Raw genomic sequence first — 17865 nt, 5'->3', positions numbered from 1 at the left:
TCTTACTCCGTAGCGTTTTACTTCGCAGCACAGCCCGTCTTGCTTCGCAGCACAGCCAGTCGCACAGGGGTCGAGTACGTGAACGAAGAGTGAATCGGTGATCCCGCGGCATGGCTATGATGTGAGCCAAGATTGACGCTAAATTCAGACAAGCCGGGATTTTTATCCCCGTAATTGCACAGTATTGGGGCGCAATACGTGAAGGCTCTCGTGCTTTCGGGGGGAGCGGGCACCCGCCTCCGCCCGATCACCCACACCTCGGCCAAACAACTGGTGCCGGTCGCCAACAAGCCTGTGCTCTTCTACGGCCTGGAAGCGATCGCCGACGCGGGGATCGACGAGGTCGGCATCGTCGTCGGGGACACCGCGGACGAGATCCGCGAGGCGGTGGGCGACGGCTCCCGGTTCGGGATCAAGGCCACCTACATCCCGCAGGAGGCGCCGCTGGGCCTCGCCCACGCCGTCCTCATCGCCCAGGACTTCCTCGGCGACGACGACTTCGTGATGTACCTCGGTGACAACTTCATCGTCGGTGGCATCACCTCACTGGTGGAGGAGTTCCGCGCCGAGCGGCCCGACGCGCAGATCCTGCTGACCAAGGTTCCCAACCCGACCTCCTTCGGCGTCGCGGAACTCGACGGCGAGGGCAGGGTGGTGGCCCTGGAGGAGAAGCCGAAGCAGCCCAAGAGCGATCTGGCGCTCGTCGGCGTCTATCTGTTCACCCCCGCCATCCACGAGGCAGTCCGCTCCATCGAGCCCTCCTGGCGCGGCGAGCTGGAGATCACGCACGCCATCCAGTGGCTGATCGACCAGCAGCGCGACGTCCGCTCCACCACCATCTCCGGCTACTGGAAGGACACCGGCAACGTCACCGACATGCTGGAGGTCAACCGGTCCGTCCTGGAGACCGTTGAGCCGCTGAACGCGGGCACGGTGGACGAGGACAGCGAGATCATCGGCAGGGTGCGCATCGAGGAGGGTGCCCGCGTCAGCGGCAGCCGGATCGTCGGACCCGCGATCATCGGCGCCGGTTCGGTGGTCAACGACGCGTACATCGGTCCCTTCACCTCCGTCTCGGAGGACTGCCGGATCGAGGACAGCGAAATCGAGTACTCCATCGTGCTGCGCGGTTCGTCCGTGACCGGCGTGCGCCGGGTGGAGGCCTCGCTCATCGGGCGTGATGTCGAGGTGACGCCCGCTCCCCGTAACCCGAAGGCCCACCGGCTCGTGCTCGGTGATCACAGCAAGGTTCAGATCTCTTCATGACGGCGCCCTCTTCTCCCCCCACCCGCATCCTCGTGACCGGCGGTGCCGGTTTCATCGGCTCGCACTACGTCCGTACGCTGCTCGGCCCCGAGGGTCCCGGTGATGTCGCGATCACCGTCCTGGACAAGCTGACGTACGCGGGCAACCCGGCCAACCTCGACGAGGTGCGCGCGCACCCCGGGTTCGCCTTCGTGCAGGGCGACATCTGCGACCCCGAGCTGGTCGGCAAGCTGATGGCCGAGCACGACCAAGTGGTGCACTTCGCCGCCGAGTCGCACGTCGACCGCTCCATCGACGGCGGCGCGGAGTTCGTCCGCACCAACGTGGTCGGCACCCACACGCTCATCGACGCGGCGCACCGGGCCGGCATCAAGACCTTCGTGCACATCTCCACCGACGAGGTCTACGGCTCGATCGACGAGGGCTCCTGGCCCGAGACGCACCCGCTGGAGCCCAACTCGCCGTATTCCTCGGCGAAGGCGTCCAGTGACCTGATCGCGCTGTCGTACCACCGCACCCACGGCCTGGACGTCCGCGTCACCCGCTGCTCCAACAACTACGGGCACCACCACTTCCCCGAGAAGGTCATCCCGCTCTTCGTGACCAACCTCCTCGACGGCAAGAAGGTCCCGCTGTACGGCGACGGCGGCAACGTCCGCGACTGGCTGCACATCGACGACCACGTCCAGGGCATCGAACTGGTCCGCACCAAGGGCCGCGCGGGCGAGGTCTACAACATCGGCGGCGGCACCGAGCTCTCCAACAAGGAGCTCACCGGGCTGCTGTTGAAGGCCTGCGGCGCCGACTGGGAGACCAGCGTCGAGTACGTCGAGGACCGCAAGGGCCACGACCGCCGCTACTCCGTCGACTGCACGAAGATCCGCGAGGAACTCGGCTACGAGCCCCGCAAGAGCTTCGAGCAGGGCCTCGCGGAGACCGTCCAGTGGTACCGCGACAACCGCGCCTGGTGGGAACCGCTGAAGGAACGGGCGGCCCTCAGCTGACGCGCCGCCGGCCGTCGCTCCGGGCCCGGGTCCACCCCGGGCCCGTTGCCGCGTCCCGGGCCCGCCCGGGACACCCACGCAGGCCCGTACCGTCCCGCACACCCGGGCCGTCCCGTACCCCCGCGCCACTCCCCACAGAGGACGAAGAAAAGGCATGAATCCGACCCAAGGACGGGCAAGCGCTCCGGCCGGCTGGCTGGTCACCGGAGCGGGCGGCATGCTCGGCCAGGACGTGCTGGCCAGGCTGGCCGCCGAGGGCGAGCAGTCCGTCTCGCTGGACCGCGCCGCGCTGGACCTCACCGACCCCGCGGCCGTCCAGCGGGCGCTGGAGCGCCACCGCCCCGCCGTGGTCGTCAACTGCGCGGCCTGGACGGCCGTCGACGACGCCGAGACCCAGGAGGCCGAGGCGCTGCGCATCAACGGCGACGGCCCCGCCCACCTCGCCGCCGCCTGCGCCGCGACCGGTGCGGTCCTGCTGCACGTCTCCACCGACTACGTCTTCGCCGGCGACGCCACCACCCCGTACGCCGAGGACGCCCCCACCGACCCGCGCAGCGCGTACGGCCGCACCAAGCTCGCCGGTGAGCAGGCCGTCCTGAAGGCCCTCCCGGAGCGCGGCTACGTGGTCCGCACCGCCTGGCTGTACGGCGCGGGCGGCCCCAACTTCGTCCGCACCATGATCCGGCTGGCGGGCCAGCGCGAGACCCTGGACGTCGTGGACGACCAGCGCGGCCAGCCCACCTGGAGCGCCGACCTGGCCGGTCTGCTGCTCGACCTGGGCCGCGGAGCCCTGGCCGGTACCGCACCGGCCGGGATCTACCACGGCACCAGCTCCGGCGAGACCACCTGGTACGGCTTCACCCGGGAGATCTTCCGCCTGCTCGGCACCGACCCGGACCGGGTTCGCCCCACCACCAGCGCGGCGTTCACCCGCCCCGCTCCCCGCCCGGCCTACAGCGTGCTCGGCCACGAGCGCTTCGGGCCGGCCGGTATCGAGCCGCTGCGCGACTGGCGCGCGGCCCTCACCGAGGCGTTCCCGGAGATCCACCGGGTCCACGAGAAGGAGAACCCGGCGTGACACTCAAGGTCAGCGTCGTCATCGCGGTCTACAACCCCGGCAAGTACGTCGAGGACTGCGTCTCGTCCCTGCTGCGGCAGAGCCTCACCCCCGACGAGTTCGAGGTCTTCTTCGTCGACGACGGCTCCACCGACGAAACGCCCGCCCGGCTGGACCGGTTGGCGGCCGAGCACCCCCACTTCCACGTCATCCACCAGGAGTCCTCCGGCTGGTCCGGCCGCCCCCGCAACACCGGCATCGACGCCGCCCGCGGCGAGTACGTGATGTTCGTCGACCACGACGACTGGCTCGGCGACGAGGCCCTGGAGCGGATGTACGACTACGGCAAGGCGAACGACGCCGACGTGGTCGTGGGCAAGATGGCGGGCATCGGCCGCCCGGTCCCGCAGGAGCTGTTCCGGGTCAACCGGCCGCGCGCCACGGTGGAGAACGCGCCGCTGATCGACAGCCTCACCCCGCACAAGATGTTCCGCCGGGAGTTCCTGAACGAGCACTCCATGCGCTTCAAGGAGGGCCGCCGGCGGCTGGAGGACCACGTCTTCGTCGCCGAGGCGTACCTGCGGGCGAAGAGCGTCGCCGTCCTGGGCGACTACCTGTGCTACTACCACATCACCCGGGACGACGGCTCCAACGCCGGCTTCCAGCGCTTCGACCCGGTCGGCTACTTCACCAACCTCCGCGAGGCTCTCGACGTGGTCGAGTCGCTGACCGAGCCCGGCCCGCTGCGCGACAAGCTCTACAGCCGCTGGCTGCGCAACGAGATGGTCGAACGGCTGCGCGGCGCCCGGCTGCTGAAGCTCCCCGAGGACTACGCCGAGGAGCTGTACCGCGAGATCCGCGGTGTGGTCACCGAACGCTTCGGGCCGGGCGTGTTCGCCAGGGTCGCCCCCACCCAGCGGGTGGTGGCCGGACTGATCGCCGCCGACCTCTACCAGGACATCCGGGAACTCGCCCGCTGGGAGGCCGGCATCAAGCCCACCGGCAGCCTGTCCTGTCTGGCCTGGGAGTCAGGCGTGCTGTCCATCGGCTTCGACGCCGAGTACGAGGTCGACGGCGCCCCGATGACCTTCCGCCGGGACGGCGACCGCGACCTTCTCGGCCTGCCGCTCTCAGACAAGGCGCTGGAGGCGCTGACCGGCCAGAACATCAGCCTGGAGGCCCCGGTCGGCAAGAGCGACGTGGACCTGGTGGTCCGCCACCGCGAGGACGCCACCCAGTACTACCTCCCGGTCACCTGCGACCTGCACCGCCTGGAGGCGGGCGAGGGCTCCTTCCGGCAGCGGATCAGCGCACGCGCCGTGCTCGACCCGGAGACCGCGGCCGCGGGCGCGCCCCTGGCCAAGGGCATCTGGGACCTGCACCTGCGCATAAAGTCCTGCGGCTGGAGCAAGGAGACCCGGCTCGGCGCGGTGCGCGGCGAGGACGTGGAGGCCCAGCGGGTGGCCGCGCTCACCGGCGAGCCGCGGCGGCTGGTGCTGCCGTACTGGACCGACGGGCCGGGCAATCTCTCCCTCGACGTCGACCAGCACACCGGCAAGCTGGAACGCGAGGCGGTGGCGCTGATGGACCCGGCCGCGGCCGTGGTCGACGGCTCCACCGTCCGGCTCCCGCTGCCGCTGCACCTCGCGGCGGACGACGGTGACCCGGTGCGGCTCCGTTTCGAGCGCAAGAACGTCGGCAAGTTCCCCGCCGACGCCGTGGCGGACGGCCGTACCGTGAGTGCCCCGCTCCCGCTGGAGCAGCTCACCGGGCGCCGTTGGGCGGTCCGGATCGGTGTGCCGTCGGCCGCCCGCGGTGAGGCACGCTGGACCCGGCTCCCGGTCGACGTGGTGGTGGACGCCGCCGGCGCCGCCCGGGTGATCGACCGGCACACCCCGCCGGCCACGTCCGCGAAGAAGTCCGCCGGGCAGCAGAAGTCCGCCGGGCAGCAGAAGCCCGCCCCGCGTCCGCTGTGGCGGCGGGCCGCCGGGCGCCTCAAGCGCGCCCTGACGAACCAGCACAAGAAGAGCTGAGGACCCTGCGATGCGACCCCTTTCCCTTTCCGGCGCCTGGGTGCACGAGCCGAAGGTCTTCCCCGACGGCCGGGGCAGCTTCCACGAGTGGTTCAAGGCACCCGTCTTCACCGAGGCGGCCGGTCACTCGTTCACCCTGGCCCAGGCCAACATGTCCGTCTCCAGCCGGGGCACCCTGCGCGGCATCCACTTCGCGGACGTGCCGCCCGGCCAGGCCAAGTACGTCAAGTGCGTACGCGGCGCGGTCCTCGACGTGATCGTGGACATCCGGACCGGCTCGCCCACCTTCGGCCAGTGGGAGGCGGTCCGCCTCGACGACCAGGACCACCACGCGGTCTACCTCTCCGAGGGCCTCGGCCACGGCTTCATGGCGCTCACCGAGGACGCCACCGTGGTCTACCTCTGCTCCGAGGGCTACGCCCCCGAGCGTGAGCACGGCATCCACCCGCTCGACCCGGCCCTGGGCATCGAGTGGCCCGCGGACGTCGCCCCGCTGCTCTCCGCCAAGGACGAGCAGGCGCCCACCCTGGCCGAGGCCCGCGAGCAGGGACTGCTGCCGTCCTACGAGGAGTGCGTGGCCTACCGGGAGAGCCTCGCCGCCGGAACAGCCCCGAGCTGACCGGGCCGTGGGTCCGGTGCGGCCCGGCCGCAGCCCCGGTTTGACCCGTTCGGCCGCGGCCCCGTAACCTGGACCGTCGGCGTGTCCACAGACGCGTCACATCCCCGTAAACCTCTTCCTCCAGGGCACTGGGTGCTCAGGAGAGGCTGCTCGTGTGTCGTGCGGCTGGACTGCGGGGGTGCCGTTCCCGAGCGAGAGAGTGAGATCCGCGTGTACGCCATCGTGCGCAGCGGTGGTCGCCAGCACAAGGTTGCTGTCGGCGACATCGTTGAGGTTGACAAGATTTCCACTGCCAAGGTTGGCGACACGGTCGAGCTCTCGACCCTGCTCGTTGTCGACGGCGAAGCTGTGACCAGCGACCCGTGGGTCCTGGCCGGCATCAAGGTGCAGGCCGAGGTCGTGGACCACCACAAGGGTGTGAAGATCGACATCCTTCGCTACAAGAACAAGACCGGCTACCGCCGTCGTCAGGGCCACCGCCAGCAGTACACGGCGATCAAGGTCACTGAGATCCCCGCGGCTGCGAAGTAAGGGACTGAGGAGAGATGGCACACAAGAAGGGCGCATCGTCCACCCGTAACGGTCGTGACTCCAACGCTCAGCGCCTCGGCGTGAAGCGTTTCGGCGGTCAGGTCGTCAACGCGGGCGAGATCCTGGTCCGCCAGCGCGGCACCCACTTCCACCCGGGCGCGGGCGTCGGCCGTGGCGGCGACGACACGCTGTTCGCTCTGCTGCCGGGCGCGGTGGAGTTCGGCACCAGCCGTGGCCGCAAGGTCGTGAACATCGTGCCGGTCGCCTGATCGGAAGCTTTCGCGAGGCGGACCTCACTTCCCTCACGGGAAGCGGGTCCGCCTTTCGCGTGTTGATCGAAGAACAATCCCGTACGTAACTGGAGGCACATCCCATGACCACCTTCGTGGACCGCGTCGAGCTGCATGTCGCCGCGGGTAGCGGAGGCCACGGCTGTGCCTCCGTCCACCGTGAGAAGTTCAAGCCGCTCGGCGGGCCCGACGGCGGCAACGGCGGACGCGGCGGTGACGTCGTCCTCACCGTCGACCAGTCCGTCACCACCCTCCTCGAGTACCACCACTCCCCGCACCGCAAGGCCACCAGCGGCAAGCCCGGCGAGGGCGGCAACCGCTCCGGCAAGGACGGCCAGGACCTGGTGCTGCCGGTGCCGGACGGCACGGTCGTCCTCGACAAGGCGGGCAACGTGCTCGCCGACCTGGTCGGGCACGGGACGTCGTACGTCGCCGCGCAGGGCGGCCGGGGCGGCCTCGGCAACGCGGCGCTGGCCTCCGCCCGCCGCAAGGCGCCCGGGTTCGCGCTGCTCGGTGAGCCGGGGGACCTGCAGGACATCGTCCTGGAGCTGAAGACGGTCGCCGACGTGGCGCTGGTCGGGTACCCGAGCGCCGGCAAGTCCTCGCTGATCTCGGTGCTGAGCGCGGCGAAGCCGAAGATCGCGGACTATCCCTTCACGACCCTGGTGCCGAACCTGGGTGTGGTGACCGCGGGCGAGACCGTGTACACCATCGCCGACGTCCCGGGGCTCATCCCCGGCGCCAGCCAGGGCAAGGGCCTCGGCCTGGAGTTCCTGCGGCACGTCGAGCGGTGCAGTGTGCTGGTGCACGTGCTGGACACGGCCACCCTGGAGTCCGACCGCGACCCGGTCACCGACCTCGACATCATCGAGGCGGAGCTCAAGGAGTACGGCGGCCTCGGCAACCGTCCCCGCATCGTCGTCCTGAACAAGATCGACGTACCGGACGGCAAGGACCTCGCCGAGATGGTGCGGCCGGACCTGGAGGCCCGCGGCTACCGCGTCTTCGAGGTGTCGGCGGTGGCGCACATGGGGCTGAAGGAGCTGTCGTTCGCGCTGGCCGAGCTGGTGGGCAACGCGCGGGCCGCCCGGCCCAAGGAGGAGGCGACCCGGATCGTCATCCGTCCCAAGGCCGTGGACGACGCCGGCTTCACCGTCACCCAGGAGGAGGACGGCCTGTTCCGGGTGCGCGGCGAGAAGCCCGAACGCTGGGTGCGGCAGACCGACTTCTCCAACGACGAGGCCGTCGGCTACCTCGCCGACCGCCTCAACCGCCTCGGCGTGGAAACGGAGTTGATGAAGGCGGGCGCCCGGGCCGGCGACGGTGTCGCGATCGGCCCCGAGGACAACGCGGTCGTGTTCGACTGGGAGCCTTCCATGATGACCGGCGCCGAGATGCTCGGCCGCCGAGGCGAGGACCACCGCTTCGAGGCACCCCGGCCGGCCGCGCAGCGCCGCCGCGACAAGCAGGCGGAACGGGACGAGGCAGCACAGGAGTTCGACGACTTCGAGCCGTTCTAGGCGTCTGGTGCTTCTGGCCGTACTGGCGCTTTCCGTCGTAGCGGCTCTTCCCGCTGTGCTGGTACTTCTGCCCGTACCGGCCCGTCTGTACGGAGAACGGGTGTAACCGCTGGCCTGAACAGCCCTGTTCAGCACGTCAACTGACGACCCGTGAGACCCGTTGTGATCAACTCACGTTCATGGTGTGGTTGCCGTATCGCAACGGGTCCACTGTTGTCTGCCCATCTGTCATGCACGCGATGGCTTGTGTTCAGCGGGCGGACCGACCGGCGGGCGAGCTTCCAAAGGTCCAAGAGACGTGCGAGGCAGGGGAGTTCGCCCGATGACCGGAGCAGTATCGTCCGACCGACGCCGATTCCTGGCCGCGGGTGCCGCCGTACTCGGCGCCGCGTCCTCCGCCCAGCTGTGGCTGCCGGGCACCGCCCGAGCGGCCGCGACCGCACTGCCTGACGGTGTGTTCAGCCTCGGCGTGGCCTCCGGTGACCCGCTGCCGGACGGTGTGGTGATCTGGACGCGACTGGCTCCCGATCCGCTGGCCGGCGGCGGCATGCCGGACGCCACGGTGCCCGTGCAGTGGGAGGTCGCCGAGGACGAGCGGTTCAGAAAGGTCGCCCGCCGGGGCACCGCCCTCGCCCGGCCCATGTACGGGCACAGCGTTCACGTCGATGTACGGGGGCTGCGTGCGGGCCGTACGTACTGGTACCGCTTCCGCACCGCCGGTCAGCTCTCGCGCACCGGCCGCACCCGCACCGCCCCGGCGAGGACCAGCTCCGGCAACGGCCTGCGGGTGGCGCTCGCCTCCTGCCAGAACTGGCAGCAGGGCTACTTCACGCCGTACGCCGACATGCTGGCCCAGGATCCGGACGTGGTCGTGTTCGTCGGCGACTACATCTACGAGTCGGCGCCCTCGGCGACGGCCGTACGGCGGCACGAGGGGACCGGTGAGCCGTACAGCCTCACCCAGTACCGCAACCGGTACGCCCAGTACCGCAGCGACCCCGACCTCGCGGAGATGCACGCGAGCGCCCCCTTCGTGGTCACCTTCGACGACCACGAGGTCGACAACGACTTCGCCGGCGAGATCCCGCAGGACCCGGACAAGCAGCCGCACGACCCGTTCGTGGACCGGCTGACCGCGGCCTACCAGGCGTACTACGAGCACATGCCGGTGCGCGCGACGGCCGTGCCGAACGGGCCGCACATGCAGATGTACCGCCGCCTCGCGTTCGGCCGTCTGGTCCGGCTGAACGTGCTGGACACCCGGCAGTTCCGAAGCGACCAGGCGACCAGCCAGGCCGGTGCCCAGGACCCGGGTCTGACCATGCTCGGTGCCTGGCAGAAGCGGTGGCTCCTCGACGGGCTGCACCGTTCGTCCGCCCGCTGGAACCTGATCGCCTCTCAGATAATGATGGCCGAGACCGACCTGCAGATCGGCGAGGGCAAGCTCTGGTTCTACGACGCCTGGGACGGCTACCAGGCCGAACGCAACGCGCTGCTCGAGGAGTTCAAGAGCGTCCGCAACCCGGTCGTGCTGTCCGGCGACCGTCATCTGACGATGATCAGCGACCTCAAGGAGGACTACGCGAAGCCGGACTCCGCGGTCGTCGGCGCCGAGTTCGTCGGCACCTCCATCTCCAGCAACGGCGACCAGGACCACGCGGCCTTCCACAAGGAGTGGGACCCGCGGATGCCGGACAACCCGCACTGGAAGCTGATCGACGCGCACCGCGGCTACCACCTCTTCGACGTCCACCGTGACCGCATCGACGCGCAGGTCCGGGTCGTCGACTCGGTGCTCAAGCCGACGTCCACGCCCAGCACGCTGGCCAGGCTGCGGGTGGACGCGGGCAGGCCGGGCGTGCGGCTCGTCTGACGCAGCCGAGGCAGACGAGGCCGACAGGGCAGGAAAGCAGGCAGGGCAGGCAGGGCAGGGGACTCCGCCATCGCCGGGCGTCACGCTCAGCGATGGCGGGCGCCTGTGGAGTTACTCACAGCGACGGGTGAGGTGTAGGCTTCCCGGGGCGGTCCGTTCCACCGCTGCCACCAGCGGTGGAAGGTGAATGACAGGTTGCGCGCACATATGCAGTGAACGGCGCTCACCTTGCACTGCGGTAACCAGGAGTGGGACCATTTCCCCGTTCCCTGTCGCCCCAAGGTAGGTCAACCTGTGTCACAGCGCATAGACAAGCCCCGTACCACCGCAGTGATCCTGGCGGGTGGCACCGGCCAGCGCGTGGGTCTGTCGATCCCCAAGCAGCTGCTGAAGATCGCCGGCAAGGCGGTCATCGAGCACACCCTGACCACCTTCGAGCAGGCCGACTCGATCGACGACATCATCGTGCTGATGGCGCCGGGCTATGTGCCCGACATCGAGAAGATCGTCGCCAAGGCCGGGTTCCAGAAGGTCAAGAAGATCATCGAGGGTGGCTCCACCCGGAACGAGACCACCGAGCGCGCCATCGCGGCCCTGGGCGAGGGGCTGGCCGAAGGCGAGGACGTCAACGTCCTGTTCCACGACGCCGTACGCCCCCTGCTGTCGCGGCGCGTCATCGACGACTGCGTCATCGCGCTGGAGCGCTACCAGGCCGTCGACGTCGCCATCCCGTCCGCGGACACCATCATCGTCACGCGCAAGCACGGCGACGACGGCGAGTTCATCACCGAGATCCCGGACCGCTCCCGGCTGCGCCGCGGCCAGACGCCCCAGGCGTTCAAGCTGTCCACGATCCGCCGGGCCTACGAGGTCGCCGCCGGCGACCCCAACTTCCAGGCCACGGACGACTGCTCCGTCGTACTCAAGTACCTGCCGGACGTGCCGATCCACGTCGTGGCGGGCGACGAGTACAACATGAAGGTCACCCAGCCGGTCGACGTCTTCATCGCCGACAAGCTGTTCCAGCTGGCCTCGACGGCCGCGCCGGAGCAGAACGGCGAGGAGGCCTACCGTCAGCTGCTGACCGGCAAAACGGTCGTCGTCTTCGGCGGTTCGTACGGCATCGGCAAGGACATCTCCGAACTCGCCGAGTCCTACGGCGCCAAGGTGTACGCGCTGGGCCGCTCCACCACCGGCACCCACGTCGAGAACCCGGAGGAGGTCGACGACGCCCTGTCCAAGGCGTACGCCGAGACCGGGCGCATCGACTACGTGGTCAACACCGCCGGTGTGCTGCGCATCGGCAAGCTCGCCGAGACCGACAACGCGACCATCGAGGAAGCGCTGAAGGTCAACTACCTCGCCCCGGTGCAGATCGCCCGGTCGTCGTACAAGTACCTGTCCGAGACCAAGGGCCAGCTGCTGCTGTACACCTCCAGCAGCTACACCCGCGGCCGGGCCGAGTACAGCCTCTACTCCTCGACCAAGGCCGCCATGGTGAACCTCACCCAGGCCCTGTCCGACGAGTGGGCCGCTGACGGCATCCGGGTGAACTGCATCAACCCGGAGCGCACCGCCACGCCCATGCGCACCAAGGCCTTCGGGCAGGAGCCCGCGGGCAGCCTGCTGTCCTCCGAGGCGGTGGCCCGCACCTCGCTCGACGTGCTGTTGTCCGAGCTGACCGGGCACGTCATCGACGTCCGCCAGCAGGACCCGACGGCGTCGGCCGGCCAGGCGTCCGGTTTCGACGCGGCCCTGGCCAGTGTCCTGGACCGCCAGGACGGCGTGGCATAATCGCGAGCAAATATTTCTCTGTTCTTCAGGCCTCTGTGGGTGCCCGTTTCCGGTGCATTCACAGGGGCCTGAGTCCGTAAAATTCCAGGAGTCCTCACCATCCGCTTTCCGGACTTTTTCGGTATTCACACCAGGCACCCCTCCCAGAGCAGGTTCTCCGTGATAACCACCGCTATTCGCGTCGCCCGGGTGGGCAGCGCGGCCGAGCTGGCCGCGGCGGTCCTCATGATGCTGGGCTATCCCTGCCTCATGCTGGCCGCGCTCGTCCCGAGCGTTCCCGCCTTCGCGGCCGCGACCGCCGTGACGTACCTGGCGGACCACTATCTGCACCGCAAGGGCAGCTATCTGATCAACCGCCTCAGCAAGGTGCGCGCAGGCCTGTCGATCCGTTTCCTGATCAGACAGCTCCTGCTGATCCTGCTGCTGGCCCGCCTCGCCCTCTCGGACAGCCTGGTCTTCTACGGTGCGACCGCCTGCTTCATCGCGTTCTACGGCCTCCAGGCCCCGCACGGCGCTCTGGTGACCCTGATCCGCAACCGTCGCCGGATGCCGGTCGCCACCCGCAACGTCGACCTGGCCTCCCGCATCCGCATCCCGGACGCCCCGCCGCAGGGACTGCTCAACCGGTCGGCGGAGAAGATGCTCCACATCGACCTCGCGGCCGTGGTCGGCATACTCGTCTCCGCGGAGCTGGACTCCGCCGTGGCCGGCTTCGTCGGTATCGGCGTCACGCTGGTCCTCGGCTCCCTGTACGTCCTCGCGCTGGTGCCGTACGTGCGCGGTGCGAAGATCCCGCCGAACGCCGCGAATGTCCTGACCGCGGTCGACGGCTGGCTGGGCGAGTACAAGCCGGAGACGGTGCTGTACTTCTCCGGGTCCAAGGACTCCGCCTACCAGGTCAACATGTGGCTGGAGACCATGGAGCAGCTGGACTCCAGGCCGCTGGTCATCCTGCGTGAGCGGGTCATACTGCAGAACCTGGCGCCCACCACGGTCCCCGTCATCTGCGTGCCCGGAGGGGTGCACCTGATGAACATGGACCTGTCCACCGTGCGCGTGACGCTGTACGCGGCGAACGTCGGCAAGAACATCCACATGCTGCGCGTGCCGACCATGAAGCACGTCTTCATCGGCCACGGCGACAGCGACAAGCTGGCCAGCGTCAACCCGTTCAGCAAGGTGTACGACGAGGTGTGGACCGCCGGCCGCGCCGGCCGCGACCGCTACGCCATCGCCGACGTCGGTGTCCGCGACGAGGACATCGTCGAGGTCGGCCGCCCGCAGCTGGCGCCCATCCAGACCTGGCAGGGCGTGCCTGAAAAGCACGAGGGTCCCCGCGGCGCAGCCGCTGACGGACGCTGCCCCACGGTGCTGTACGCGCCCACCTGGGAGGGCTGGGACGACAACCCGGGCAACACCTCGATCGTGCTGGCCGGCGAGAACATCGTGAAGAAGCTGGTGAAGGCCGACCCGCCGGTCCGCGTCCTGTACAAGCCGCACCCCTTCACCGGCACCGTCAGCGCCCAGGCCTCCGCCGCTCACCGGCGGATCACCGCCCTGGTGGAGAAGGCCGCCGCCCAGCGTGCCGCCGACCCGCGCTTCACGACCGACGCGGCCGCCCATGAGCAGGCCAAGGCGGACCTGGCCCGGATCGATGCCCGGATCGCCGAGCTGGTCGGCAAGGGCGGCGACAAGGGCGACGAGGCCGAGGCCACCCGGGACGGCGTGGTCGACGTCAAGAAGCACGAGGAGATCGCCCGGCTGCGCGCCGAGTGGAACGACACGTACTGGCGGTCCTTCCCCGCCTGGGAGCACCGGGTCATCACGGGCGCCGAGCCGCGCCTGTACGACTGCTTCAACGTGTCCGACGCGATGGTCTCCGACATCTCCAGCGTGGTCTCCGACTTCATCGCCAGCGGCAAGCCGTACGCGGTCACCGACTCCGCCGAGGTCGGCGCGGAGGAGTTCAAGCGGCAGAACACGGCCGTACGCGCGGCGGTGATCCTCTCCAACAGCGCGGCCGAGCTGGGCGCGCTGCTGGACGCGGTCCGTGATCCGGCGGCCGACCCGCTCGCCGAGGACCGCAAGGAGCTGAAGCAGTACCTGCTGGGCCCGGACGAGCCGCCCTCCATCGAGCAGTTCAACACCGCGGTGGCGAACCTCGCGATCAAGGCCGAGATGCGCAACGCCGGCCAGGAGTCCCGGACGGCGGCCGGAGCACCGGTGGACGCCGGAGAGGTGGACGCCGGAGCGGCCGAGGCGGCCACCGAGGCCGCTGAGGCCCAGGCCGAGCTGATGAACGCGGTGCCCGCGCCGGGCTCGTCGTCGTCGGCGGCGGGCGAGGCGGACGGTGTGACGGCGGGCTGACCCGGCGTTTTCCCCTCAGGGCCCGGTTTTCGAGGAGTGATCCTCGAAAACCGGGCCCTGGTGCGTATGTAGGGGCGTCTGTTCCTACCCGCAACCTGTCGATTCACCATGTGAAGTGGATCACGAGCGCATGGTGAAGAGGCAACCGCTTCCCCTGGCCGGCCGTCTATCAGCTTGCCGAAGAGGCGATACGGGGGAAATTTTTCGTGACAAGGGGAGAAGAGTGACCGTTGCGCAGCCTGATGTGACCGTGATCATCGGGGCGTACGAAGCGATGCCATATCTGGTCGACTGCCTGGCATCCGTCGAGGCACAGACCGTCGACCGCACGCGCATCGAGGTCATCGCCGTCGACGACGGGTCGACGGACGGCACCGGCGAGTACCTCGAGGAGTTCGCGGCCCGCGCCCCCATGCCGGTCACCGTGATCCGCCAGGCCAACTCCGGCGGCCCCAGCGGCCCCCGCAACGTCGGCCTCGGCAAGGCGAGGGGGCGGTACGTCTTCTTCCTCGACGCCGACGACCGGCTCGGCCCCGAGGCACTGCAGCGCATGATCGCCATGGCCGACGAGAACGGCACGGACGTCGTGCTGGGCAAGGTCGAGGGCGTCAACCGCAGCGCGCCGAAGTCGATGTGGGACAAGACGCTGAAACGTACCGACGTCTTCTCCTCCAACATCAAGTTCACCCTGAGCGCGCAGAAACTGTTCCGCCGTGAACTCATCGAGCGGCACGGCATGCGCTTCGACGAGTCCCTGTGGACCGGCGAGGACGCGCTGTTCACGATGGAGGCGTATCTGCGGGCCGACGGCGTGTCCGTGCTCGCCGACCACACCTGCTACTACCTGGTGGGCCGCGAGGACGGCAAGCACGTGACGAGGAGCGGGAGTTACACCTTGCGCTTCGACTCCGCGCGCGCCCTGATGACCCTGATCGCGGACCTGCTTCCGCCGGGCCCGAAGCGGGACGTGCTGATGGTGCGCCCCTTCCTGGTGACGCTGCTCCCGCAGTTCGGGCCGAAGTTCCTCACGGACAGCGAGGAGATCCGCCGGAACAAGTTCGCGCTGGCGAAGCCGCTGATGGAGGCCTACTGGAACGAGGACGTCGCCCGCCGCCTCAAGGTCCACGAGCGGTTGCGGCTGCACCTCGTGGCGGCCGAGCGGCCCGACCTCCTCACGGACGTGGTGGCGTTCGTCAAGTCCAAGAAGGAGGCGCCCGCCGTCCTGGAGAAGAAGGGCCGCCGCCTCTACCTGGCCTATCCCCACTTCCGCGACCGCGCGGCGGACATTCCCGACTCGGTCTACCTCGCCGACGCCCGCGAGGCCCGCGCCTTCCCCGGCTACCGCGAGGACCCCCTCGACGCGTTCCTCCGCGGCGCGGCCCGCAAGGTCCGCCGCACGCTGTTCCCCCGCCCGAACCCGTCGAGTGAACGGACCGCGGCGGCGTAGGACCCTGTCCGTAGGCTGTCTCAGCGCGAAAGGCTGTCTCAGCGCGAAAGGCTGTCTCAGCGCGAAGGGGTGGCGGATTCGGGCGCGGCGACGGATTCCGGCGCGTCCGCGACCTCGTGACGCTGACCGGGAAGCTCCGCCGCCAGTCGCTCCGCCAAGCGGGCCCGGTGCTGCCGGGCCGCCGAACACAGGGCCTGTACGGCGTGTTCGAAGCGGGTCTGGGCGGCCGGCTCGTCCGGGCCCAGCAGGCGTCGCTTCAACTCGGCGCGCTCGACAGCGAGTTCGTCCCGCTCGGGATGCCGTACCGCGTCCAGCAGCTGGGGCACCCCGGCCGCGTCCGGAGTCAGTACCGTCGCCGCGCCGGCGGTCGGGAAGGCCTTGCGGAACGCGTCCGGGGCCAGGCCGCTGGTGTTGGCCACCGCATACGGCTTGCCGCTCGCCAGGAAGTCGCCGACCACGCTCGACACGTCGCTGACCAGCAGGTCGGCGTGGTCGAAACAGGAGTACAGCGCGGGCCGGGCGTCTGTGACGATCTGGTGCTCCCCTTCTGGCAGCGAGGCCCAGTACGCCTCCTCCCAGGCCGCCGTCGCCCGCGCCACCGCCTCCGCACGTCCCGGCACGGGCGTGGACTGCGCCAGCATCCGCTCGACCGTGTCGGCCCCGGCCCGGCAGGACGTCATGGTGAGCCGGTCCAACTCGCGTGCCAGCCGCGCGAGTTCGTCACCCCTCGACGGCCGCTTGCCCGACCGCTCCCGGTTCGCCGCCCGGATCAGCTCCCGGATCCTGAGGTCTGCCGCCCCCGCACGGGGATCCACGGATCCCGTCAGCGGATGCGGCTTGTACAGCAGTCGTACGCCCGGATCCGCCAGCAGTGCCCGGACGAGGTTCTCGCCGGCCTCGATCACCGACGTGTTGCCCGGATTGCCGTCCCAGCCCTCCCAGGTGGGCGCGTACAGAACGGTCGTGTACGGCCCCGTCGGAGGCCCCGCGTACGGTCGTACCGCATCCAGTTGGGGGCGTCCGATCTCCACCACGTCCTTGTCCTCGACGCCCACCTCGGCCCGTGCGTACCGCTCCCGCGCCGCCGGACCGGCCACCCACACCTCGTCGTACGCCTTCGCGTACGGGTTGCAGGACGACAGCTTGTCGCTCTCGCCGTGGTTGACGAAGGCGTGCTTGAGCCTGGGGATGCGCAGGACCTGCGAGGTCTTCCCGGAGTTGGAGGGATGGAGGAGGACCCGGAGCGTGGACTGCTCCAGCCGCAGCAGCGTCGACACCTTCGGCAGACAGACGATCGGCACGTCCGTCGCCGCGATCTTCTGCACCATGAACCGCTCGCGCAGCACGATCAGCGGGCGGCCGTCGAGTTTCGCGAGCGGCTCCAGCCACATGTTCGCCTGGTACGCCGAGGACGCTCCGCCGGAGAAGTACAGGCCCACGGTCGGCCGGTACCTTGCCAGCCACGCGTCGAACCAGTCGAGGACCTCCTGCTCCCCGGCCGGACGGCGGCTCGGCAGCAGCCGTACGAGAAGGTCGTACAGGCCCTTCAGCGCGAGCCCGAGGGACACCGCGACGCCGAAGCCCGCGCAGCCGGGTGCGCCGGTCGCCACCGCGGCCAGCAGACCGGCGGTCGACGGGAGGCCGTAGGCCAGCAGCCGGGGTCCGGCGCGGCGCAGCAGCACGGGCGGGGCGGGGGACAGGCGCAGCGCGGAGGCGTCGATGTTCCGGGTGACCACCGGCAGTGTGCGGGTGCGGCGGACCAGTACGGACACCGCCTGGATCGCGCAGTGCAGCCCGTAGAACAGGAGCAGTCCGGCCACCAGCGGGGCGTACGCCGTCTCCCGGTCCTGCTCGCCGATCCGCAGCAGGCCGACGACGAGCAGCAGATCCCGCAGCACGTGCCGCAGGGTGAGGTCCGCGTGCGACTTGGCGAACAGCGACAGCATGTCCCGCTGCCACCGGTACAGGACGCCCTCCGTGGCCAGCGAGACGGCCGTCGCGGCGAGCAGCAGCGGGACGTACGGACGCAGGGCCGCCATGGCCTGGGCGGCGAACGCGGCCGCC

General features: G+C 69.8%; 13 protein-coding genes. 12 read left to right on the top strand and 1 reads right to left on the bottom strand.

What is annotated here, in order from left to right:
• Window positions 1-198: 198 nt before the first annotated feature.
• From ACIBK3_RS22780 to ACIBK3_RS22725, 12 genes are all read left to right on the top strand, one after another.
• Window positions 199-1266 carry a glucose-1-phosphate thymidylyltransferase gene (locus ACIBK3_RS22780; protein WP_399368103.1) on the top strand — a complete coding sequence of 356 codons (1068 nt, stop codon included), beginning with the start codon at window positions 199-201 and terminating at the stop codon, window positions 1264-1266.
• Window positions 1263-2270, top strand: a complete 1008-nt coding sequence (gene rfbB, locus ACIBK3_RS22775; protein ID WP_399368102.1) for a dTDP-glucose 4,6-dehydratase — start codon at window positions 1263-1265, stop codon at window positions 2268-2270. The genes ACIBK3_RS22780 and rfbB overlap by 4 nt, the downstream gene beginning before the upstream one ends.
• A 154-nt stretch (window positions 2271-2424) precedes the next feature.
• Window positions 2425-3348 (top strand): dTDP-4-dehydrorhamnose reductase, encoded by a 924-nt coding sequence (rfbD, locus tag ACIBK3_RS22770; RefSeq protein WP_399368100.1) that lies wholly within the window; start codon window positions 2425-2427, stop codon window positions 3346-3348.
• Window positions 3345-5360 (top strand): glycosyltransferase family 2 protein, encoded by a 2016-nt coding sequence (locus ACIBK3_RS22765; protein ID WP_399368098.1) that lies wholly within the window; start codon window positions 3345-3347, stop codon window positions 5358-5360. Before rfbD ends, ACIBK3_RS22765 begins: the two co-directional genes overlap by 4 nt.
• Window positions 5361-5370: 10 nt before the next feature.
• A complete protein-coding gene (rfbC, locus tag ACIBK3_RS22760) occupies window positions 5371-5979 on the top strand; it encodes a dTDP-4-dehydrorhamnose 3,5-epimerase (RefSeq protein WP_399368096.1) in 609 nt (202 codons plus the stop codon).
• Window positions 5980-6189: 210 nt separating this feature from the next.
• The gene (gene rplU / locus ACIBK3_RS22755) at window positions 6190-6510 is read left to right on the top strand and encodes a 50S ribosomal protein L21 (protein ID WP_030601628.1); all 321 of its coding nucleotides are present in this window, start codon (window positions 6190-6192) and stop codon (window positions 6508-6510) included.
• A gap of 14 nt (window positions 6511-6524) precedes the next feature.
• Window positions 6525-6779, top strand: coding sequence for a 50S ribosomal protein L27 (gene rpmA / locus ACIBK3_RS22750; RefSeq protein WP_030675396.1), 255 nt, complete (start codon window positions 6525-6527; stop codon window positions 6777-6779).
• 104 nt (window positions 6780-6883) lie between these two features.
• The gene (gene obgE, locus ACIBK3_RS22745) at window positions 6884-8320 is read left to right on the top strand and encodes a GTPase ObgE (RefSeq protein WP_399368094.1); all 1437 of its coding nucleotides are present in this window, start codon (window positions 6884-6886) and stop codon (window positions 8318-8320) included.
• A gap of 322 nt (window positions 8321-8642) precedes the next feature.
• Entirely contained in the window at window positions 8643-10193 is a 1551-nt protein-coding gene (locus ACIBK3_RS22740; RefSeq protein ID WP_399368092.1) for an alkaline phosphatase D family protein, read from the top strand.
• Window positions 10194-10487: 294 nt separating this feature from the next.
• Window positions 10488-11987, top strand: coding sequence for an SDR family NAD(P)-dependent oxidoreductase (locus ACIBK3_RS22735; RefSeq protein ID WP_399368090.1), 1500 nt, complete (start codon window positions 10488-10490; stop codon window positions 11985-11987).
• Between the two features lie 189 nt (window positions 11988-12176).
• Window positions 12177-14354: a hypothetical protein gene (locus ACIBK3_RS22730; protein ID WP_399368908.1), complete on the top strand. Its 2178-nt coding sequence runs from the start codon at window positions 12177-12179 to the stop codon at window positions 14352-14354.
• Window positions 14355-14577: 223 nt separating this feature from the next.
• A complete protein-coding gene (locus tag ACIBK3_RS22725; RefSeq protein ID WP_399368088.1) occupies window positions 14578-15801 on the top strand; it encodes a glycosyltransferase family 2 protein in 1224 nt (407 codons plus the stop codon).
• Window positions 15802-15857: 56 nt separating this feature from the next.
• Here the strand turns inward: ACIBK3_RS22725 and ACIBK3_RS22720 are convergent, their stop codons facing one another.
• Complete coding sequence (locus ACIBK3_RS22720) at window positions 15858-17840, bottom strand: hypothetical protein (RefSeq protein WP_399368906.1); 1983 nt, start codon at window positions 17838-17840, stop codon at window positions 15858-15860.
• Between the last annotated feature and the right edge of the window lie 25 nt (window positions 17841-17865).

The sequence above is a fragment of the Streptomyces sp. NPDC050287 genome (assembly GCF_044459385.1).
In the GTDB taxonomy this organism is placed as follows: domain Bacteria; phylum Actinomycetota; class Actinomycetes; order Streptomycetales; family Streptomycetaceae; genus Streptomyces.
Note: the sequence above shows the minus strand (reverse complement) of the source record. Positions and strands in the feature narration are given on the sequence as shown.

What these genes read in the sequence shown, in the direction of transcription:
- rfbB (WP_399368102.1), top strand. Translation starts at nt 1,263, where the DNA reads ATGACGGCGCCCTCTTCTCCCCCCACCCGCATCCTCGTGACCGGCGGT.
- rfbD (WP_399368100.1), top strand. Translation starts at nt 2,425, where the DNA reads ATGAATCCGACCCAAGGACGGGCAAGCGCTCCGGCCGGCTGGCTGGTC.
- rfbC (WP_399368096.1), top strand. Translation starts at nt 5,371, where the DNA reads ATGCGACCCCTTTCCCTTTCCGGCGCCTGGGTGCACGAGCCGAAGGTC.
- rpmA (WP_030675396.1), top strand. Translation starts at nt 6,525, where the DNA reads ATGGCACACAAGAAGGGCGCATCGTCCACCCGTAACGGTCGTGACTCC.
- obgE (WP_399368094.1), top strand. Translation starts at nt 6,884, where the DNA reads ATGACCACCTTCGTGGACCGCGTCGAGCTGCATGTCGCCGCGGGTAGC.
- ACIBK3_RS22740 (WP_399368092.1), top strand. Translation starts at nt 8,643, where the DNA reads ATGACCGGAGCAGTATCGTCCGACCGACGCCGATTCCTGGCCGCGGGT.
- ACIBK3_RS22720 (WP_399368906.1), bottom strand. Translation starts at nt 17,840, where the DNA reads ATGGCGGCCCTGCGTCCGTACGTCCCGCTGCTGCTCGCCGCGACGGCC.